Source organism: Cnuibacter physcomitrellae (genome assembly GCF_014640535.1).
Taxonomy (GTDB): domain Bacteria; phylum Actinomycetota; class Actinomycetes; order Actinomycetales; family Microbacteriaceae; genus Cnuibacter; species Cnuibacter physcomitrellae.
On sequence record NZ_BMHD01000001.1, the window covers coordinates 3223624 to 3244504 of the forward strand.

General features: G+C 71.6%; 20 protein-coding genes. 15 read left to right on the forward strand and 5 right to left on the reverse strand.

What is annotated here, in order from left to right; translation table 11 throughout:
* Positions 1-61: 61 nt before the first annotated feature.
* The 10 genes from IEX69_RS15090 to IEX69_RS15135 all read left to right on the forward strand — a co-directional run bounded on the left by IEX69_RS15090 (position 62) and on the right by IEX69_RS15135 (position 11612).
* Positions 62-1123: a Gfo/Idh/MocA family protein gene (locus IEX69_RS15090; RefSeq protein ID WP_085018286.1), complete on the forward strand. Its 1062-nt coding sequence runs from the start codon at positions 62-64 to the stop codon at positions 1121-1123.
* Positions 1120-1878, forward strand: coding sequence for a hypothetical protein (locus IEX69_RS15095; RefSeq protein WP_085018288.1), 759 nt, complete (start codon positions 1120-1122; stop codon positions 1876-1878). The genes IEX69_RS15090 and IEX69_RS15095 overlap by 4 nt, the downstream gene beginning before the upstream one ends.
* Positions 1879-1984: 106 nt before the next feature.
* On the forward strand, positions 1985-3007 hold the full coding sequence (locus IEX69_RS15100) for a VOC family protein (RefSeq protein ID WP_085018290.1): 1023 nt from the start codon (positions 1985-1987) through the stop codon (positions 3005-3007).
* Positions 3008-3030: 23 nt separating this feature from the next.
* Positions 3031-4026 carry a cyclase family protein gene (locus IEX69_RS15105; protein WP_085018292.1) on the forward strand — a complete coding sequence of 332 codons (996 nt, stop codon included), beginning with the start codon at positions 3031-3033 and terminating at the stop codon, positions 4024-4026.
* Positions 4027-4065: 39 nt separating this feature from the next.
* Positions 4066-5199 (forward strand): FAD-dependent oxidoreductase, encoded by a 1134-nt coding sequence (locus IEX69_RS15110; RefSeq protein ID WP_085018294.1) that lies wholly within the window; start codon positions 4066-4068, stop codon positions 5197-5199.
* A complete protein-coding gene (locus IEX69_RS15115; protein ID WP_085018295.1) occupies positions 5196-6170 on the forward strand; it encodes a fumarylacetoacetate hydrolase family protein in 975 nt (324 codons plus the stop codon). The genes IEX69_RS15110 and IEX69_RS15115 overlap by 4 nt, the downstream gene beginning before the upstream one ends.
* 45 nt (positions 6171-6215) lie before the next feature.
* Entirely contained in the window at positions 6216-7376 is a 1161-nt protein-coding gene (locus tag IEX69_RS15120; protein ID WP_085018297.1) for an alpha/beta hydrolase family protein, read from the forward strand.
* A gap of 38 nt (positions 7377-7414) precedes the next feature.
* A complete protein-coding gene (locus tag IEX69_RS15125; protein ID WP_229756376.1) occupies positions 7415-9067 on the forward strand; it encodes an MFS transporter in 1653 nt (550 codons plus the stop codon).
* Complete coding sequence (locus IEX69_RS15130; protein ID WP_085018299.1) at positions 9064-10635, forward strand: GMC oxidoreductase; 1572 nt, start codon at positions 9064-9066, stop codon at positions 10633-10635. Before IEX69_RS15125 ends, IEX69_RS15130 begins: the two co-directional genes overlap by 4 nt.
* Positions 10636-10673: 38 nt before the next feature.
* Positions 10674-11612, forward strand: a complete 939-nt coding sequence (locus tag IEX69_RS15135; protein ID WP_085018301.1) for an acyl-CoA thioesterase — start codon at positions 10674-10676, stop codon at positions 11610-11612.
* Positions 11613-11671: 59 nt separating this feature from the next.
* Here the strand turns inward: IEX69_RS15135 and IEX69_RS15140 are convergent, their stop codons facing one another.
* The 3 genes from IEX69_RS15140 to IEX69_RS15150 form a co-directional block, all read right to left on the reverse strand.
* Positions 11672-12028: a DUF7882 family protein gene (locus tag IEX69_RS15140; RefSeq protein ID WP_229756377.1), complete on the reverse strand. Its 357-nt coding sequence runs from the start codon at positions 12026-12028 to the stop codon at positions 11672-11674.
* Positions 12029-12227: 199 nt separating this feature from the next.
* On the reverse strand, positions 12228-12887 hold the full coding sequence (locus IEX69_RS15145; RefSeq protein ID WP_085018303.1) for a hypothetical protein: 660 nt from the start codon (positions 12885-12887) through the stop codon (positions 12228-12230).
* A gap of 72 nt (positions 12888-12959) precedes the next feature.
* Positions 12960-13721, reverse strand: a complete 762-nt coding sequence (locus tag IEX69_RS15150; RefSeq protein WP_085018305.1) for an IclR family transcriptional regulator — start codon at positions 13719-13721, stop codon at positions 12960-12962.
* Between the two features lie 105 nt (positions 13722-13826).
* Here IEX69_RS15150 and pcaH point away from each other — a divergent pair, with 105 nt between their 5' ends.
* From pcaH to IEX69_RS15175, 5 genes are read left to right on the forward strand one after another with little or no spacing between them, the layout of a single operon-like run.
* Entirely contained in the window at positions 13827-14639 is an 813-nt protein-coding gene (gene pcaH / locus IEX69_RS15155) for a protocatechuate 3,4-dioxygenase subunit beta (protein ID WP_085018307.1), read from the forward strand.
* Complete coding sequence (pcaG, locus tag IEX69_RS15160) at positions 14632-15258, forward strand: protocatechuate 3,4-dioxygenase subunit alpha (RefSeq protein ID WP_085018309.1); 627 nt, start codon at positions 14632-14634, stop codon at positions 15256-15258. Before pcaH ends, pcaG begins: the two co-directional genes overlap by 8 nt.
* Complete coding sequence (locus tag IEX69_RS15165) at positions 15255-16586, forward strand: lyase family protein (RefSeq protein ID WP_085018311.1); 1332 nt, start codon at positions 15255-15257, stop codon at positions 16584-16586. Before pcaG ends, IEX69_RS15165 begins: the two co-directional genes overlap by 4 nt.
* The gene (pcaDC, locus tag IEX69_RS15170; protein WP_085018313.1) at positions 16583-17797 is read left to right on the forward strand and encodes a bifunctional 3-oxoadipate enol-lactonase/4-carboxymuconolactone decarboxylase PcaDC; all 1215 of its coding nucleotides are present in this window, start codon (positions 16583-16585) and stop codon (positions 17795-17797) included. The genes IEX69_RS15165 and pcaDC overlap by 4 nt, the downstream gene beginning before the upstream one ends.
* Before the next feature lie 58 nt (positions 17798-17855).
* A complete protein-coding gene (locus tag IEX69_RS15175) occupies positions 17856-19043 on the forward strand; it encodes a 4-hydroxybenzoate 3-monooxygenase (RefSeq protein WP_085018314.1) in 1188 nt (395 codons plus the stop codon).
* Between the two features lie 37 nt (positions 19044-19080).
* On the opposite strand, the gene IEX69_RS15180 is transcribed toward IEX69_RS15175, so the two are convergent.
* Positions 19081-19407 carry a nuclear transport factor 2 family protein gene (locus IEX69_RS15180; protein ID WP_085018317.1) on the reverse strand — a complete coding sequence of 109 codons (327 nt, stop codon included), beginning with the start codon at positions 19405-19407 and terminating at the stop codon, positions 19081-19083.
* A 99-nt stretch (positions 19408-19506) separates the two neighbouring features.
* Positions 19507-20811 carry a C-glycoside deglycosidase beta subunit domain-containing protein gene (locus IEX69_RS15185; protein WP_085018319.1) on the reverse strand — a complete coding sequence of 435 codons (1305 nt, stop codon included), beginning with the start codon at positions 20809-20811 and terminating at the stop codon, positions 19507-19509.
* Positions 20812-20881: the final 70 nt, after the last annotated feature.

Here is a 20881-nt window from a genome sequence, read left to right on the forward strand (position 1 = left end):
ACCCACTTATGGGAGAGTTGGACATAAGTCGCCTCGACGACGAGGGCGAAGGGGAGGACGCATGATCTACGGGGTCGGATTCATCGGCTCGGGCCCGGGGGTCTCGGCGCTCCATCTGCCCACCGTCGCCCGCCTCGGCGCGTTCGAGCCGCGCCACGTCGCCGACGCCGGAAGCGGGCGTGCCGCGGGTCTCGGCGAACGGCACGGACTGCGTCACTCCACCGGTATCGACGACCTGCTCGACGACCCGACCGTGGACGTCGTCGCCGTCTGCTCTCCACCGCACCTGCATGCCGAGCAGGTGCTGGCCGCTGTCGAGGCGGGCAAGCGCGCCGTGTTCTGCGAGAAGCCGCTGGCCGTCGACGCCGAGGAGGCGGAGGCGGTGATCGCCGCCTGCCGGGCGACGGGGACGGCTGTGGTGGTCGGCACGAACCATCTCTTCGATCCCGCCTGGGCCAGGGCGAAGCATCATCTCGTCGCCCATGGCGGCCGGGTCCAGACCTTCTCCGCCACCGTCTCCCTTCCTCCCAACGGGCGCTATCACGAACTGGTGAGCGTGCCGACCGACGCGAACGGCGGGGCCGGCGCCCCCGCCGGAGGTCGTCCGCTGCCCGACTGGGACGATCCCACCATCGCCGCGGCGGTGCTCCGCCAGCTCGTCCTGGGGCTGTGCATCCACGACCTCCCCCTGCTCCGCGACGTCGCACCGCACATCGACCGCGTCGTGTACGCGCGGCCGGTCAGCCCTCTGGGCTACTGCCTCGGTCTCCTCGCCGGCGACATCCTCGTGCAGTTGACCGCGGTGATGCAGCCCGGCGGTGCCGATGCCCTCTGGCGGATCTCGATCGGCACCGACTTCGACGACCTCGAGGTCGAGTTCCCGCCGTCGTTCGTGCACGCGGGCAGCGCGGCGGTGCGGGTGAGGTCGGGCGCGGGCCCGGAGACTCGCTACCTGCGGGCGGAGGAGGACGGCTACGAGGCGGAGTGGCGCGCCCTCGCCGACCTCATCGAAGGTCGTGTGGCCGTCGAGTACGACGAACTCCTCGACGACGCCCGCTACTCCATCGACCTCGCGGATGCGGTGGCCGCGTCGGTGCTCGAGCGGACGGCGGTGCGTCCGTGATCGGCGTGCACACGTCCCTTCCGCGGTTCGCGGCGGCGGGACAGGAGCTCCGAGGCATCGTCGAGCCCGCGGACGGCGTGCAGGGGGCCATCGTCGCGGTCTCCGGCGAGGACGGGTGGAGCGACCGCGTCCTGCGCGCGATCGGCGCCGGAGCGGCGGGGGTCGTGGTCTCCCGGCCGCGGAGGTCCGATCCCCGTCGTGGGGCGGAGCTCATCGAGGCCTCCCGCAGCACGCCGATCGTGCTCGACCGCGCGTGGCTGCGGGAGGACGACGTGCGCCGGACTCTCCCGGTCCCCGAGCTGCAGGTCGTGGTGGCGAGCTGCGCGGGCCCGGCGAGGGTGCTCCCCGAGCTGCTCCGAGACTGCCTGGGCTGGACGAGGCGGTGGGGCGGTGTGCTGGGCGCTGCGGTCGACGCTCGCAGCGCGGAGGGCGTCCTCGCGATCGTCGACCTGTCCGGCGGGCGTTCGTCGACGGTGCAGGCGAGGGTGCTCGCGGAGGCGAGCGCCGTCCCTCGGATGCGTGTCGGCACCCTCGGTCCGCAGCGACTCGAGGTGGAGCTCCTGGGTGAGGAGTCGGTGGTCCGCCGCGACACCGAGCAGGGGCGGACCGAGCCGCCGCGTCCCCTCGAGTCGCGAGAGCGATCGGCGCTGCGGCGCGTGATCGCGGCGCTCGGCGACGAGGCGCTCCCCGACGAGGTGTCGCAGCTGCTGGCCGACGATCGACGCGCCCGCGAGCTGCTCGGGCGCCCGACATAAGCCTCGATTATCCGGGACATAGGAAGAAACCGTTTCCGCATCCGTCGCATTTCGACAAAAGTGGATGCCGGGGCGCTCCTCGCCCCTACGGAAAGGACGATCGACGATGATCAAGCTGCTCTCGCACCTCTCGTACGTGGCCATCACCTCGCCCGACGTGGAGGCCTCGGTGGACTTCTACACGAAGCAGGTGGGCCTCCTCGAGGTCGACCGTGTGGGCGGAGCCGTCTACCTCCGGTGCTGGGGCGACTACTACGCGTACTCGGTCGTCGTCGTGCCGGGCGACGAGCCCTCGCTCCAGACCATGGCGTGGCGCACCTCGAGCCGCGAGGCCCTCGACGAGGCCGCTCGCCGCATCGAGGAGGCCGGCGTCCAGGGCGAATGGCTCGACGACGTGCCGCACATCGGGCGCGCCTACCGGTTCACCGGTCCCTGGGGCCACTCGATGACGCTCCACTGGGACGTCTCCAAGCACCACGACACCGAGGGCGAGGCCGCCTCGAGCTACCCCGACCGTCCCTCGCGCCGCAGCAAGGTCGCGGGTGCACCTCGCCAGCTGGACCACGTGACGATCGCCACGAGCGACGTCGACGCCTTCGCCCGCTGGTACAACGAGGTCCTCGGCTTCCGGATCATGGCTCGCACCGTCCTCGACGAGGCGCCGATCTCGGTGTTCTCGGTGCTCACCACCAACGAGAAGTCGCACGACCTGGGCGTCGTCCTCGACGGGTCCACCCGCGCCGGCCGTGTCAACCACTACGCCTTCTGGGTCGACACCCGGGAGGAGCTGCTCATCGCCGCCGACATCCTCGGCGAGAACGGCTACCCGATCGAGTACGGTCCGTCGATCCACGGCATCGGCGAGCAGAACTTCCTCTACTACCGCGAGCCGTCGAGCCTCCGGATCGAGCTCAACACCGGCGGTTACCGGAACTACGTGCCCGACTGGGAGCCCAACACGTGGAAGCCCTCGCAGGGGTCGAACAACATGTACCGCAACAGCGTGATGCCGATGTCGATGACCGAGTCGTTCCCGCCCGCCGACGGACCGTCGGCGACGGAGGAGGGCGTGCCCGACGAGATCCGCGAGGCTCTGCTCAACCCTTACGCCCACCAGGGACAGGGCTGACCGGAACCGCGAGGCGTACCGCGATGACGATCAGCGAGGATCCCGCGGACCTGGACCGGTCGGACCCCGAGGGCGAGATCGGCTCCAGGGCCGAGGCCTACCGCAACTGGGGACGGTGGGGTGAGGACGACGTGCTCGGCACGCTCAACCTCATCACGCCGGAGAAGCGGATCCAGGCCGCGGGCCTGGTGCGCGAGGGTCGCGTCATCTCGCTCGCGCAGGCGTTCGACACGAACGGCCCGCAGAAGGGGTGGCGCCGCCGCACCAACCCGGTGCATACGATGACCGACACGGGCACGGATGCGGAGCGCGCCAACCAGGGCTTCCCCCACGGCATGGGTGGGGCCGACGACGTGATCTCGATGCCGCTGCAATGCTCCACGCAGTGGGATGGCCTCGGGCACATCTTCGACCACGGGCTCGCCTGGAACGGACGCCGGGCGGGGGAGGTCGTGACCAGCGAGGGCGACCTCGTGACGGGGATCGAGCACGCCGCCGACGCCCTCGTCTCGCGGGGCGTGCTGCTGGACGTGGGGCGGTTCCGCGAGCCGACGTCCGGCGAGCTGCCCGACGGATACGCGATCACGGTCGCGGATCTCGAGGGCTGCATCGCGGCGCAGGGTCCGTCGTCGGTCGTCGGGGCCGGTGACATCGTCCTGGTCCGCACGGGTCAGTACGGCCGTGCGCGGCGGGACGGGTGGGGTGACTACGCGGGCGGACCGGCCCCCGGCCTCTCGCTCACCACCGCCGGCTGGCTCCGGCGGACCGACATCGCCGCGATCGCCACCGACACCTGGGGATTCGAGGTGCGTCCGAACGAGTTCGACGTCCCCGCGTTCCAGCCCCTCCATCAGGTCGTGATCCCGAACATCGGGCTCACCATCGGGGAGATGTGGGACCTCGAGGAGCTCGGGGAGGCGTGCGCCGCATCCGGCCGCTACGACATGCTCCTCGCGGCGCCGCCGCTTCCGATCACGGGCGCCGTCGGGTCGCCGATCAATCCCGTCGCGCTGCTCTGATCATCTTCTAAGCTCCGTCCAGAACAGGGAGGTTCTGACATGACCGCAGTCCACTCAGTCGCCATCGTCGGGAGCGGGGTGGCCGGCCTCGCCGCCGCCATCCAGCTCGCCAAGGCGGGGATCGAGGTCGACCTCTTCGAGGCCAAGCCGGAGCTGAGCACCCTCGGCTCGGGGATCACCCTCCAGGGGAACGCGCTCCGCGTCTTCGACTCGCTCGGGGTGTGGGAGGACGTCCAGGCCGCGGGCTACCCGTTCGTCGGACTGAACCTCCGCGCTCCGGGCCCCGGCGCGCCGATCGTCGCCGCCCTGCCGGACGTCAAGTCCGGCGGTCCCGACTACCCGTCGACGATGGGCATGTCGCGCCCGGACCTCGCGCGCATCCTCGTCGAGCACGCGGAGGCCGAGGGCGCCCGTCTGCACTACGGCGCGAAGGTGACCGGTCTCGAGCAGGCCGAGGACGGCGTCACCCTCGACATCGACGGCGCGCCCCGCGGCCCGTTCGACCTCGTCATCGGCGCCGACGGGCTCAACTCGACCGTGCGCGACCTCATCGGCATCGAGACCAAGCCCGAGCCGACCGGCATGGGCATCTGGCGCACGTTCGTGTCGCGACCCGCTTCGGTCGAGAGCAGCGAGCTGTACTACGGGGGCCCGGTCTACATCGCCGGATACACGCCCACGGGCGAGGACACGATGTACGCGTTCCTCGTGGAGAAGGCGCAGGACCGCTTCGGGGTCTCCGACGAGGAGGCCACCCGGATCATGCTCGAGGAGTCGCGCGCCTACGACGGCCCGTGGAACGACATCCGCGCCGACCTCGAGGCGGGCGCCACGGCCAACTACACGTGGTTCACCAAGCACGTCGTCGAGGAGCCGTGGAACCGCGGCCGGGTCGTCGTGATCGGCGACGCTGCGCACAGCTGCCCGCCGACCATCGCGCAGGGTGCCGCGCAGGGACTCGAGGACGCCTTCGTCCTCACCGAGCTCCTGGTCGAGCGCGACACCCTCGACCAGGGGCTCTGGGACGCGTTCCACGCCCGCCGCCTGCCCCGCGCGAAGGCCGTCGTCGAGGCCTCCACCCAGCTGGGACAGTGGCAGATCGACGGCGACCGCGACGCGGATGCCGGCGGCCTGATCTTCGGGATCGCACAGCGGATGGCGGAGCCGGCGTGAGGATCGCCCGCTGGACGCACGACGGCGTCGAGGAGGAGGGCTTCGTCGACGGCGACCGGGTGATCCCGTTCGCCGGCGGGCTCGACGTCGCCGCGGTGCTGCGCCTCGGTCTCCCGGCCGTGCCCGACCTGTGGGAGCAGTCACGGCTCGGCCCTGCGACCCCCCTCGCGGATGTCCGGCTCCTCGCGCCCCTGAAGCCGGCGTCGATCCGCGACTTCGTGGCGTTCGAGGAGCACGTCGAGGGGGTGAGCGCCGGCGTCGAGGGACGGTCGCACGTCGCCGACGAGTGGTATGAGGCACCGACCTTCTACTTCACCAACCCGCACACCGTGTCCGGGCCCTCCGACGTGCTGCGCCCGCCGATGACCGAGCGGCTCGACTTCGAGCTCGAGGTGGGGGTCGTGATCGGCGCGGTCGAGGGATCCGATGGGGAGAACCTCGACCCGGCCGGGGCGGGCGACCACATCTTCGGCTACACGATCCTGAACGACTGGTCGGCCCGCGACCTGCAGGGCCGCGAGATGAAGGTGCGTCTCGGGCCGGCCAAGGGCAAGGACTTCGGCACCACCCTCGGACCGTGGATCGTCACCGCCGACGAGCTCGACCCCTTCCTCGACGCCGAGGGGTTCCTGGCGATCCGTGCGGAGGTCTTCGTCAACGGCGAGCTCGTCGGCCACGACCTGGTGTCGAACGCGGGTTGGCCGTTCCCGGAGTTCGTGGCGTACGCGTCGCGCAACTCCCGGGTCGTGCCCGGCGACGTGCTCGGGTCCGGCACCGTCGGGCACGGCGGCTGTCTCGCCGAGCTCTGGGGCCGCAACGGCTCCCTGACCCCGCCGCCGCTGAAGGAGGGCGACGAGGTCCGGATGGTCATCGAGGGCATCGGCGAGCTCGTCAACACCGTCGGTGCCGCCGTGTCCGCACCACCCGTGCCGCGCGCCCGGCCGCGGTCGCGCCTGCGCACCCGTCCCTGACCGTCCGCACCCGTCCCTGATCGTCGATCGCCGAGGAGCGACCCCATGTTCATGTACTTCCCGACCAACTACGTGTGGAGCCTCGCCGTCGTCGCCACGCTCAACAACGGCGGCTACATCGACGAGGTCGACCGTGCCTGCAAGCCGGTGCTGCTGGCCTCGCAGAACGGCGACGACGCCGGGACTGCGGAGCTGTACGCCGCGTGGGCCGCGGTCGCCGACCGGCTCATCGCAAAGGCGCAGGACGACGAGGCGCGCGGGCGCCGCATCGGCGCGGGGGAGACCTACTACCGCGCCTCCCTCTACACCTCCCAGGCGGAGCGGCTGCAGTCGCCGAGCTGGCCCGGACGCAACGCGGCGTACCAGAAGTCGATCGACCTGCTGCTGAAGCACATCGAGCTCTCCGACATCCCGGTCACCCGTGTCGAGGTCCCGTACGAGGACAGCTCGCTTCCCGCGTACTTCTACCGTGCGCCGGGAGCGGGCCCGCATCCCGTCGTCATCCAGTGGAACGGTCTCGACTCGACCAAGGAGATGATGTACTACTCCGGGTTCCCGCGGATGCTCGCGGAGCGCGGCATCTCCACGCTCATGATCGACACGCCCGGGTCCGGCGAAGCCCTGAGGCTTCGCGGGTTGAAGGCGCGGCACGACACCGAGGTGTGGGCGGCCGCGATCATCGACCATCTCGAGCGCTCGTCCGGCGAGCTCGGCATCGACCCCGACCGCATCGGCATCGTCGGATGGTCGCTCGGCGGCTATTACGCGCCCCGGGCCCTCGCCTTCGAGAAGCGCCTGAGGCTCGGCGTGGCCTGGGGCGCCAACCACGACTGGTTCGAGGTGCAGGAGGCCAGGCGCAACCGCGAGGGCGAGAACCCGGTGCCGCACTACTGGGACCACGTGTTCTGGGTGTGGGGCGCGTCCGACATGGACGACTTCATCGAGAAGACGAAGGGGATGCGCCTGGACGGCGTGGTGGAGCAGATCACGGCGCCGTTCCTCATCACGCACGGCGTCGGCGACCGCCAGATCAACGTGAAGTACGCGCACCGTTCCTACGACCAGGCGGTCAACAGCCCGAAGCGCGAACTGCGGCTGTTCGACGACCCGGAGGGTGGGACCGAGCACATCTCGATCGACAACATGCCGTACGTGGCGGGCATCATCGCCGACTGGATCGCGGAGACGTTCGCCGAGCTCGACTGAGCCGATTCTTTTGCTTGATTTCGACATAAGCGGGTAGGATGGATGCGACGCCGGGGCTCCGCGAGCCCGTTCCCGTCGGCGACGTCGCCGGCGGGGCACACCGAGTCGCGTCGATCGCCCGATCGATCGGGCGCCACCGCATGCCACTCTCGAAGCTCAGGCTCCGCCTGCTCACCGTCTCGCTCCTGACCGTCTCCCTCCTGGGGGCGCTCGACCACACCGTGGTGTCGACCTCGCTCGCGACGATCGCCGCCGACCTCGGCGCGATCCAGCAGATGAGCCTCGTGGTGGTGGGGTACACCCTCGCCAGCACGGTGCTGCTGCCCGTGCTCGGCAAGCTGGGCGACGCCGTCGGCCCCCGCGCGGTCTTCCTGACCTCGCTGGTGCTGTTCCTCGTCGCCTCGCTCGCCTGCGGACTCGCTCCCGACATGGGCTGGCTCGTCGTCTCCCGAGTCGTGCAGGGCATGAGCTCGGCGGGACTGCAGCTCATGAGCCAGACGATCATCGCCGAGGTCACCACGCCGCGTGAGCGGCCCAAGTACCTCTCCGTCATCGGGGCCGCGTTCCCGATCGCGATCCTCGTGGGCCCGGTGGCGGGTGGCCTCATCACCGACTACTGGGGCTGGCACTGGGTCTTCTGGATCAACCTGCCGCTCGGCGCCGCCGCGCTCGTCCTGGCCCTCTACGCCGTCCCGCACATCGAGCCGGGAGGTCGGCGGCGGTTCGACGCCGCGGGAGCGGTGACCTTCACGATCGGACTCGTCGCCCTCGTCCTCGCGGCGACCTGGTGGACGGATGCCGGTGCCGTCGGGTCCGCCGTCGTCGCGACCGTCGTCGCCGTGGTGGCGCTTGCGGTGTTCTTCGTCGTGGAGACCCGCGCCGTCGAGCCCGTCCTGCCGCTGAGGTTCTTCCGCAACCGCACGATCTCCGCCGGCGTCGCGCTGTCCGCCATCATCGGCGTGGGGCTGTTCTCGATCACCTTCTACCTGCCGACCTACGTGCAGATGACGTTCCACACCAGCGCCACCGTCTCGGGTCTGGTCCCGATCGCCACCGTGTTCGGGATGCTCCTCAGCAACCTCACGACCGGCTTCCTCGTGAGCCGCACCGGGCGCTACCGGGTCTTCCCGCTCGTCGGCACCGCGCTGGCGGCCGCCGGGCTCGTGGTCATGTCGCTGCTGCCGCTCGGCACGCCCCTCTGGGTGGCGATGGTGGTCATGTTCGCGGTGGGCCTCGGCACGGGGTCGTTCATGAGCATCATCGTCGCCGTCGTCCAGGGCGAGGTGCGCCGGACCGAGACCGGGTCGGTCACGGCGACGCTCAACCTCGTGCGGCAGATCGGCTCCACCGTCACCACGGCCGTCATCGGCGGGGTGGTCGGCGTCGGGGTCGCCGCGATGCTCCCCGCCGGGCTCGACCCCGCCGGCGTCACGCCGCAGAGCCTCGCCGGCGCGGATGCGGCCACGCAGGCCAGCGTGGCGGCGATCTATCACGACGTGTTCGCGCCCGTGTTCCTCGCGCTCGCCGTCGCCTACGCCCTCGGCCTCGTCGCCGCCGTGCTCATGCCGGACCGGGTGCTCGCGGACGCGCCGGCGTCCGACGGCGACGGCGTCGCCGTCATCTCCGGCGCGACGCCCGCGGATCCCACCCCCGACTCACCTGCCCCCACGACCTCAAGGAGATCGCCATGACGCATCAGCCCACCGTCGCCATCGTCGGAAGCGGGCCCGTCGGCTCCGCGTACGCCCGCGTACTGCTCGAGAACCACCCGACCGCGCAGGTCGTCATGTTCGAGGCCGGCCCGCAGCTGACCGCCATCCCCGGCGAGAGCGTGCGGAACATCCCGGACCCCGACGAGAAGGACCGTGCGCGGGAGCGGTCGCAGGGTCCGCTCTCGGGGTCGTACCGGGAGTCGCTCGGCATCCCCGGTGAGGTCGTCGTCGAGGGCATGTTCACCGCCCGACTCGGCACCTACCTGCTCGACTTCGGGGGAGAGGGATCGGCGCACGCCGAGACCTTCCCGGCCGCCGCCGCCGCGACCAACGTGGGCGGGCAGGGCGCGCACTGGACGGCGGCGACCCCGCGGCCGGCGTTCAGCGAGCGGATCCCGTTCATCCCGGACGAGGAGTGGGACGGCCTCCTCGCCGAGGGCGAGCGGCTGCTGCACGTGCAGAGCGCCGCGTTCGCCGACTCGGCGCTCGGCGAGGCCATCCGCACCCTCCTCGACGAGGAGTTCGGGGCGGAGCTGCCCGAGGGCTACGGGGTCAGCACGCTGCCCGTGGCCGGTGACCCGCTGCCCGACGGCAGCATCCGCTGGGCCGGAGCGGACTCGGTGCTCGGGCCGCTCATCGCCCCCGCTTCTCCGCTCTCGGAGCGCTTCCAGCTGCGCGACCTCTCGCTCGTGCGCCGCGTCGACCTCGACGGCGACCGCGCCACCGGCGTGACCGTGCAGGACCTCCGCACGGGCGAGACATACGAGTTCCCCGCCGACCTGGTCGTCGTCGCGGCCGACGCGTTCCGGTCGCCGCAGCTGCTCTGGGCGTCGGGCATCCGTCCCACCGCGCTCGGGCACTACCTCACGGAGCACCCGGTCGTGATCTCCACCGTCGCGCTCGACGAGGAGCGGATGCGCCGCCACGCCACCGAGGACGACCTCGCCGCCGAGCTGGCCCGCCGCGCGACCAACCCCGCCGACCCGGTGGCGGCGGTGAACCGCATCCCCTTCTCCGAGCCCGACCACCCGTACTCCGTGCAGGTGATGTACGCGGAGGCCCCGCCCTTCCAGCTCGACCCGTCGCATCCTGCCGCCGGCAACAGGTGGGGCTACGTGAACATGGGGTACGGCGTGCGGAAGCGCCCCCGCTTCGAGGACGGCGTCACGTTCGACGACTCCGAGCTCGACTACTCCGGCTTCCCGAACATGACCATCCACTACGAGCTCACCGCCGACGAGGAGGCGGAGATCGCCGCCGCCACCGAGCGCCTCACCCGGGCGGGGTCGGCGCTGGGCGAGTTCGTCGCCGGCCCGCGTCTGCTGCCGCCGGGATCGAGCCTGCACTACCAGGGCACCATGCGGATGGGGGAGGCCGACGACGGCACCTCGGTCGCCGACCCGTACTCGCGGGTGTGGGGCTATGAGAACCTCGTCGTCGGCGGCAACGCCCTCATCCCCACCGCCACCTCGATGAACCCGACGCTCATGAGCGTCGCGCTCGCCGTCCGCGGTGCGCGTCGGGCGGCGGCCGACCTGGGGGAGTGAGCGGGCGTCGTCGTCCTTCCGGGCCCTACGATGAGCCCATGGACGACAGGGTCACCCTCCGGTTCCTCGCCGCACCGCAGGACGCAGCGGCCGATGGTCGCACGGTGGCGGCGGGGCGAGTGCTCGAGTGGATCGACAAGGCCGGGTACGCCTGCGCCGTGGGATGGTCGTCGTCCTACTGCGTCACGGCGTACGTGGGGAACGTCCACTTCACCGGCCCCATCGCGCCGGGGGACCTCGTGGAGGCGACCGGACGCATCATCCACACCGGCCGGTCGAGCATGCAGGTCCTGGTCACGGTGCGGGCCGCGGACGTGCGCACGCGCGAGTTCCACGCCGCACTCGACTGCCTGCTCGTGTTCGTCGCCGTCGGCGAGGACCGGTGGCCCCGGCCCGTCCCGCAGTGGGAGCCGACCGACGACGCGGGGAGGGTGCTGGCCGAGCGGGCGGAGGAGCGGTTGGCCGCCCGGCGCGAGATCAAGGAGGCGATGCTCGCCGAGGAGTACACCTCGGCGGGGACGACCCCCGTCACCACCTTCCGGTTCCTCGCGGCCCCCGGCGACGCGAACTACGGGGGCAACGCCCACGGCGGCACGGTGATGCGGTGGATCGACGAGACCGCCTTCGCGACCGCGGCGAGCTGGTCGACCACCGGCGCGGTGGCCGTCTACTCGGGCGGCATCCACTTCCTGCGCCCGATCCCGATCGGACACGTCGTCGAGCTGCAGGCGCGGCTCATCCACACCGGGCCCCGCAGCATGCACATCGCCGTCCAGGTGTGGTCGTGGGCCCCGATCACGCCCGAGGCTCGTGACCTCACCACGACCTGCATGACCGTCTTCGTCGTGCCGGGCGCCGACGGCCGGGCCACCCCCGTCGATCAGCTGGCCCTGGTGTCGGCCGAGGACGTGCGACTCGACGCGCATGCTCGTGCGCTCATCGAGCTGCGGTCCCGGCTCGAGCGCCTTCCGCTCTGAAGCTCCCCTCTTCGGTCGGCGTCCGTCTGGCGTCGCCCGTCACCGCGGTGACCCACGGCTCACAAGGCGTGGCCCGAGGCGCTGAGGGGGTTGTGATGTCCGAGCGGGACGCCGTCGGAGGTCTGAGGCTCCTCGACGAGCTGCAGCCCGCCGGGCTTGTTCGCCTCCAGCATGAGCGCATCCACCCAGGCGCCGTTGATCGTGGGCTTGCGGTGACCGTAGTACTTGAACGCGATGTCGACCGTGGGGTGGAGCCAGACGACGGTGCGCCCGTCGCCGGATTCGGGACTGTCGCGCCAGCTGAAGAGCATCGACTCGCCCCGGCGGAGCTTCGCGGTGATCACGACCTGAAGGTGGGCCAGCACCCGGTCGTCGAACTCCACGACGACGTGGGGCCCGCACAACAGCTTCCCCATGCGCATTCCCTCTCATTCTCGACAGCGGCGCATTCTCCCAAGAGGGCAACCCCCGGCGGAGAGGAGGGCTGCGCATCCACTCTACGTCCGCCTCCGCGGGCGGGGAGCGGACGATCGTCTCGAGCTTGCGGCGGTCGTGACGATCCCGCCGACCGGCGAGGACACCCCCTTCCCGGGGCGAGGGAGGGGAGACTTCGCGCTACTCGCGGGGATCGGCGGTGAGGTCGCGGAGGAGCTCGGGCAGGGTCGTCTGCACGAAGGGCGACTCGTGGAACCGATCGTCGGCGCCGCCGCCGATCAGCCACGCCTCGTAGGAGCGCTCGTAGGAGCCGATGATGAGGCGGATCGCCGCACTCGGGTGGCGGAACCGGCGTCGCAGGCGCCGGACCAGCTCTTCGAGCACGTCGGTCAGGCCGAGGGCGTATCGCCGCTCGCCCTCGACGACGGCGGCGGCCGTCTCGTAGCGTCGGAGGGCGAGGAGCCGTCGCTGGGCTCGGATGATCAGGCTCGATCGGTCGATGGGCTGTGCACGCGCGATGCACACGGACGCGTCGAGGAACGCGTTCCGGCCGTCCGCCGTCGGCTCCGGCTCGAACTGGTCGATCGCATGCCGCAGCCGTGTCACGCACTCCTCCACCAGGAGGTCGTTGACTGCATCGAGGAGGCCGTCCTCCTCGGGGAACATCGTCCGGATGGCGTGCGGGTGCATGCCGACCTTGGCGGCCAGCTCGTCGTAGGACAGGAGCGAGTAGGCGCTGCTGGCGGACAGCTCTGCGCGGGCCGCGTTGACGAGGCGCTGACGGCCGCTCCGGCGCAGGCCGTTGGCGTTCCGCCACTCGGGCGAATTCTGGTCACTCATCACAGCCGAGTCTCCCGGATCTCGCGCGGATTTCCCATTCGGGGCCGCCGTGTGCGGAGGTGCGCTGCGAGGTCATCCGCGCCAGCCGAGGGCGCGGCTGACGCCGCGGGCGGCGACGCGCACGGCCAGAGGGTACTCGCGGTTCGCTCGGTCGTCGGGATGGGCGACAATGGAGACCGCGGCGACCACCTCGCCCGACCGGCCGCGGACCGGGGCGGCGACCGAGTAGGTGTGCTCGGTCATCTCGTCGAGGCTCGTGGCGAGGCCGGTGCTGCGGACGGTCGCGAGGCGGGGTCGGAGCTCCGCTTCGGTGGTCATCGTGTTGGGGAGGTAGCGCCGGGGGCCGGCCGCGAGGACGGACTCGAACACCTCGGCGGGTGCGTGGGCGAGCAGCACGAGCCCGACCCCGGTCGCGTGCAGCGGCAGGCGCACGCCGACCTCGGTGATGATGGGCACCGCGCCCTTGGCCGAACGCCGCTCGAGGTAGAGGGCGGCGAGGCCGTCGCGCACAGCGAGCTGGACGTTCTGGTGCGTGAGGTCGACCAGGTCGTCGAGGAACGGACGCGCGATCGCGCGCATCCGGCGCTGGGTGGGGGCCCGCACGCCGAGCGAGAAGAAGCGGAGTCCCAGCCGGTAGCGGCCGTCGTCGTCGCGGTCGAGGCCGCCCCACTCGACCCAGTCGCGGACGAGACGGTGGGTCGTGGAGAGCGGGAGGCCCGAGCGCTGCGCGATGTCGCTGAGCGTCAGGGTCCCGTCGCCGGGGCCGTCGAACGCATCGGCCACGGCGAGGAGCTTCTGCGCCGCCGTCCGCGCATCCGACCTATTGCCCGCCATGCCAGGAGCGTAGCCAACCCTTCCGCTCAATGGAAACGCCGAGAATGCCAGAGACGGCTCGTCGCACACTGACAGGACCGCAACGGAGCGCACGAGGAGCGAGCGATGACGAACCTGATCACGCAGCAGGAGGAGGCTGAGCCTGCGGTCGCGATCGACGACCAGCGGGGGATCGGCGCGGAGATCGCCGACCTCCACGCCCGAGCCGCTGCCGATCCTTCCGCGCAGGGCCGGCAGCATCCGGATCGTGCCTTCAGCGCGTACCGCAGCACGGCCCTCCGCCACCCCACCCACGAGCTCGTGCGAGCGGATCCCGAGGAGATCGAGCTCACCTCGCCCGCCTTCGGGCACACCGACGTGGCGACCGAGGAGAGCGACCTCACCATCCAGCACTCCGGGGAGCCGCTGGGGGAGCGGATCGTCGTCACCGGGCGGGTGCTCGACGGCGAGGGGCGGCCCGTCCGCGGCCAGCTCCTCGAGATCTGGCAGGCGAACGCCGCCGGGCGCTACGTGCACAAGCGCGACCAGCATCCGGCCCCGCTCGACCCGAACTTCACCGGGGTCGGGCGCGTGATCACGGGGGAAGACGGCTCGTACCGCCTCACCACGATCAAGCCCGGCGCCTACCCGTGGCGCAACCACCGCAACGCATGGCGACCGGCGCACATCCACTTCTCGCTCTTCGGCAGCGAGTTCACGCAGCGTCTCGTGACTCAGATGTACTTCCCGGGCGACCGCCTCTTCCCGCTCGACCCGATCTTCCAGTCGATCGCCGACCCGAAGGCGCGCGAGCGGCTGATCGCCGACTACGACCACGACGTCACCTCGCCCGAGTGGGCCCTCGGCTACCGGTGGGACATCGTGCTCACCGGATCGCGAGCCACCTGGATGGAGCCGGAGGATGCCGACCATGCCTGACGACCGCGACCAGATCATCGCCGAGCACCACCCTGCGGCAGGGGAGCCCGCAGCGAGCGGATTCGCCCAGACGCCCTCGCAGACCGTCGGTCCCTTCTTCGGCTACGCGCTCCCCTACGCCGACGGCCCCTCGCTGGTGCCGCCGCGCACGCCCGGCTCGATCCGCCTGCACGGAACGGTCCTCGACGGGGCCGGTGACCCGGTACCCGACGCCCTGATCGAGCTGTGGCAGGCGGATGCGGATGGTCGCCCGGTCGCGGTGCGCGGCAGCCTCGCACGCGACGGGTTCACCTTCACCGGATTCGGGCGTGCGGCCGTGGACGGCGGCGGGCACTACTCCTTCTCGACGCTGAAGCCCGGGCCGGGACGCGCCGGTCGGGCTCCGTTCGTCCTGATCACGGTGTTCGCCCGGGGGCTGCTGCACCACCTCTTCACGCGCGCCTACTTCGACGACGAGATCGGGCTCAACGGCATCGATCCCTTCCTCGCCTCCGTCGAGGAGGATCGGCGCTCCACCCTGCTCGCGCACCACGAGGGCGGAGGCTCCTACCGCTTCGACATCCGGCTGCAGGGCGACGGGGAGACGGTCTTCCTCCAGTACCCCGGGATCGCTCGATGACCGGCGACGCGCATCCGCTCGATCCGCTCGCCGCGCTCGGCGGCGACGAGGCCTCCGACGACGCCGTGCTGGCGGCGATGGTCGACGTGGAGCGCGCCCTGCTGCGCGCCTGGGGGGAGCTCGAGGAGGTCGACGTGGCCGCCGAGGCCGCGCGCCTCGACGCCGCACGGCTGAATGCCGCGGCGCTCGCCGAGGGCAACGCGCTGCACGGCAACCCCGTGATCGCCCTGCTGGCCGGGCTGCGCGAGCAGGTGCCCGCGGAGGGGCCGGCACGAGACCTGCTCCATCGCGGTGCGACGAGCCAGGACGTGGTCGACACCGCGCTCGTCCTCGTGGTCGCGAGGAGCCTGCCGAGCATCCGCCACGACCTCGTCACGGCGGGGGAGCGCCTGGCCGAGCTCGCTGACCGCCATGTCGCCACGCTCCAGGTGGGCCGCACCCTGACCCAGCACGCGGCCCCGATCACCTTCGGCACGACCGCCGCCGGCTGGCTCGACGGCGTGACCTCGGCGATCGACGGCCTCGACCGCCTCTCGCTCCCGGTCCAGCTGGGTGGATCGGTGGGGACCGGCACCGCGATCGCGCTCTCGGCAGAGGGCGCCGACGCGCCCGACGCTCTGCGCACCGCCCTGGCCGCCTGGCTCGAGCTGGACGACCCCGGTCGCTCGTGGCACACCGAGCGGACGCCGATCCTCCGCATCGCGGCAGCGCTCACGGCGACAGTCGGTGCGGCAGGGCGGATCGGCGCTGCCGTCTCCGAGCTCGCCCGCTCCGAGGTGGCGGAGGTCGCGGTGGGCTCCGGGGGAGCCTCGTCGGCCATGCCGCAGAAGCGCAACCCGGTGCTCCCGGTGCTGCTCGTGAGCGCCGCGCGGCGGGCGCCCGGTGCGCTCTCCGTGATCGCCGGCGCGCTCGTGGCGGAGGACCAGAGACCGGCGGGCGCGTGGCACAGCGAGTGGCCGCCGCTCCGCGAGCTCCTCGTGCTCGCGCTGCAGTCGGCCGCCGCGCTCTCACAGCTCGCGGCAGGCCTCTCCGTCGACGTCGAGCGGATGCGCGACGCGCTCGACTCGCAGGGCGGCGCGGCCTGGGCCGAGCCCGCCTCCGCCCTGCTCGCCCGCCGCGACGGCCCGTCCGCGGCGAGTGCGGCTGTGAGGGAAGCGCTCGCCGCCGCGGAGTCCGATCACACGTCCCACCTCCTAGACCGGCTCGGGCTGTCGCGCGCCGACCTCGAGAGGACCGTGTTCGACCGCTCCTCGCTCATCGTCGACGCCGCCGTGGCCCGCTTCCGTCGCGTCGCCGAGCCAGGATCCCGTGGAGAGGACCGCCGATGACCGTGCCGCCCGTGCTCACCTGCTCGATCGCACCCGCCGCCGAGGATGCGGCGTCGACCGACCTCCTCGTCCTCGGACCCTCGATCGGCACGACCACCTCGCTCTGGGAGAGCACGCTGCCCTTCCTCCGCGCGGCGCTGCCGCGCACCCGCATCCTGCGCTTCGACCTCCCCGGCCACGGCTCCTCACCGCGGGCCGGTGGGGCCCAGACCCTGTCCGACCTGGCGGATGCGGTGGTGCGGCTGGTCGACCAGGTCGGCGGGGGACGGTTCCACTACGCCGGGGTCTCTCTCGGCGGCGCCATCGGCATCGAGCTCGCGGCCCGGCATCCGGAGCGGCTGCTGAGCCTCGCCCTCATCGCCACGGATGCGCGGATCGGCACGGTCGAGAGCTGGACCGACCGCGCCCTGCAGGTGCGCACGCAGGGCACCTCGTCCCTCGTCGAGGGCAGCTCCCAGCGCTGGTTCGCCGCCGACTCGGTCGCCCGTGAGCCCGACGGCACCTCCCGCGCGCTCCGCGAGCTCGAGACCGTGGACGACGAGTCGTACGCGCTCGCGGCGGAGGCCCTGGCGGTCTTCGACCGCCGAGGCGACCTGTCGGAGATCGCGCACCACCGCATCCGCACCGTCGCCGTGAGCGGAGCCGCCGACGCGGTCACCACCCCGGATGACCTGGCGCGCCTCGCCGACGCACTCGGCGCTCCGCACGTGTCGGTGGACGACGCCGCGCACCTGGTGCCGATCGAGCAGCCCGAGAGCACCGCCGCGGCGATCGCCGCGCTGGTGACGGGCGCGTCGACCGGCAGCGCCCCAGCCCCAGGCTCCGACTCCGATCGCGCTCGGTTCGACCGCGGGATGCGGGTGCGGCGCGAGGTGCTGGGCGACGCTCACGTCGACGCCGCGACCGCACGCATCACCCCCGAGACCGCGGCGTTCCAGGAGTTCATCACGCGATACGCCTGGGGAGAGGTCTGGGATCGCCCGAACCTCGACCGCCGCGCCCGCAGTGTGGCGACCCTCGCCAGCCTCGTCACGGGCGGCCACCACGCCGAGATCACGATGCACGTGCGTGCGGCGCTGCGGAACGGCCTGACCCGAGATCAGATCACCGAGGTCATGCTGCACACCGCCCTCTATGCGGGCCTGCCCGCGGCCAACGCGGCCCTCGCCCTCGCTCGCGACGTGTTCGCATCCCTCGACGACGAGCGCTGACGCCACCTCTCTCGACCCCGCTCGACCCCGCTCGACCCCCCCTCGATGAAGGAGTCCCGTGACCACGACAGTCCGCACGCAGGTGGCGATCATCGGGGCCGGCCCGGCCGGTCTGATGCTCTCGCATCTGCTCGCCGCATCCGGCATCGAGTCGATCGTCGTCGACCAGCGCAGCCGAGAGGAGATCGAGCACACCATCCGAGCCGGCATCCTCGAGCAGGGCACCGTCGACCTCCTCGTCGACAGCGGGGCCTCGACGCGGGTGCTCACCGACGGGCACCGTCACGACGGCATCGACCTGCGCTTCGGCGACGAGATGCACCGGATCGACTTCGCGAGCTCGATCGGTCGGAGCGTGTGGCTGTACCCGCAGCACGAGGTGCTGAAGGACCTCATCGCCGCCCGCCTCGACGCGGGCCAGGACCTGCGGTTCGGCGTCACCGTCGACGGGATCGACGACGCCGACCCGGTCCATCCGGTGGTGCAGGCGACGGATGCGGGCGGCGAGCTCCTGCGGATCACCGCGGACGTGGTGGTCGGCGCCGACGGCTCCCGCAGCGTGGCCCGCTCGTTCGTGTCGGGCTCCTCGCGCAGCGGCTACTTCCGGGAGTACCCGTTCGCCTGGTTCGGCATCCTCTGCGAGGCCCCGCCGAGCAACGACGTGCTCATCTACAGCAACTCGCCCGACGGGTTCGCGCTGATCAGTCAGCGCAACGAGCACGTGCAGCGCATGTACTTCCAGTGCGATCCCGGGTTCGATCCGGAGTCGCTCAGCGAGGAGCAGATCTGGGACGAGCTGCAGAAGCGTGTGCCCGGGGTGGAGCTGGCGACCGGCCCGATCTTCCAGCGCGACGTCCTCCGCTTCCGGAGCTTCGTCGCGCACGAGCTGCTGCGAGGCAGGGTCGTGCTCCTCGGCGACGCGGCTCACACCGTCCCGCCCACGGGCGCCAAGGGGATGAACCTGGCCATCGCCGACGTCGTGCTGCTGACGCGCGCGCTCGAGGCCCTGCTGTGCCGCGGCGACGAGCGGGCCCTCGACGCCTACCCGGCCGCCGCCTCCGAACGGATCTGGAAGGCGCAGCACTTCTCCTGGTGGATGACGAGCATGCTGCACTCCGCCCCCGACGCCTCCGAGTTCGACCGGCGACGCCAGCTCGGCGAGCTGCGCACGGTCACGAGCTCGGAGGCCGGGCAGCGCTACCTCTCCGAGGCCTACACGGGCTGGCCCTTCGCGACCGCCGTCTGAGGCGCGGCTGAGTCGCCTCGGCCTCACGGTGGCGTGCTCAGTCGGGCACGATCACGACGCTCGCCAGTCGGTCACCTGCGATCGTGAAGCGGAACGGGCTCGTGCCGTTGAACCCGTCGCCCGTCACGGCCAGGTGTGCGAGCCAGACCCCGGGCGACTCCTCCCTGATGTCGACCAGGTCGAAGTGGGACCGCTTGCCGATGTTGTCGGTGCGATCCCACTCGCGGAGGGCCGCGTGCCCACGGGCGACGCGACCCCAGTCGTCGAGCCACCCGTCGTCGGTGAAGGCGGCGACGAACGCGTCGGAGTCGCCGGCGTTCGTCGCGTCGATGAAGGTGCGGATCGGGGCGGGCACATCGCTCATGCTCCGATCCAGCCCCATCCCCGTGGCTTTGTCCAGGTTTCCGTCGCGATCCGCCCGATTCGTGACGGAAACCTGGACAAAGCCGGGGGTGGGACGGGGTCAGTCGAGGGTGTCGGCGATGCCGCGGATGAGGGAGTGCTGGCGGCGCACCTGCTCGATCGAGCGCCACGGCTCGCGCTCGCCCTCGTACTCGCTCGAGAGGTAGCCGGTGTAGCCCGCGTCCTTCAGTGCCTGCAGCACCGGGCGCCACGGGATCTGCTGGTCCTCGAGCTGGTCGTCGATGTCGTGGAACTTGGCCTGGATGAAGACCACGTACTCGGCGATGTCGGCGACGTCGGCCGGGTCGACGCCGATGCCGTCGAGGAACGCGGGGCGGCGTCCGGGCAGCTCGCCGGGCCGGAGCGGGATGGGACGGTCCTGGAAGATCCCGGTGTCGAGGAGCAGACCGAAGTGCTTCGTCCCGGTGCGCTGGATGAGCTCGACGTAGCCGTCGACGACCTCGTGCTTGATCGGGGTGGGGGAGTGGATCTCCGGGCAGATCACGACGTCGAGCTCGGCGGCGAGGTCGAGGCTGCGCTCCACCGACTCCGTCCAGATCGGATCGGGCACGAGATCGCCGGACACGACGCCGATCTTCGGGCGGACGAAGGAGAACCCGAGCCGCTTCGCCAGGCGGAGGTCGCGCTGCAGGGCGGCGGCGCCCTCGGCCGCGGTCATGGCCCGTCGGTTCGGGCCGCTCGAGTGCAGGCGGGTGTCGATCCAGGAGCCGTAGTTGGTCGGCTCGAGGCGATACTGCTCCAGCAGGGCGAACCAGCGGTCGATCCACTCCGCGGTCGGCTCGGGGTAGCCGGGGATGTGCCCCTCGCCGAGGATCTCGACCCCGGTCGCACCCAGGTCGGCAATCGAGTGGAGCGCGGTCTCCAGGTCCATGACCGTTCCGTAGTCGGTCATGTAGCTGTACAGCGAGACGCCGTAGCGGAACGGTCCGCCGTTCGCCTGCGGCGAGAGGGTGACGTGCTTGGTCACCTGATAGGTGCTCGGCTGGTGCTCCTCCGGGATGTAGGACATCCGCAGGCGGAGCTCGATGGAGAGCTCGTGCACGCCGTCGGGGAGTCCACCCGGGAGCGGCACGGTGACGATCGCCGCCTCCTCGAGCGGCCAGCGCACGCCGTCCGAGTCCCACAGCTGCTGCAGCGTGTAGGTCGTGCCCGCGAAGGTCCAGAGAGGGACGTCATGCCCGACGTCGACGAGACCGGGGATGCGGACCGAGACCCCGTCGATGAGGGAGGCGGTCATCCCCCGGTAGGACGGCATCCGCAGCCGGAACTGGAACCCGGAGATCGACCCTCCCTCCGCCACGTTCCGGAATCCGACGGATTGGATGAGATCTCTCTCGAGAAGCATCGTCGCTCACTCTCTGCGGGGACGCCGGTCGGCGTCACTTTTGTCGCATTCTAGCGGAAGTGGGTGAGTC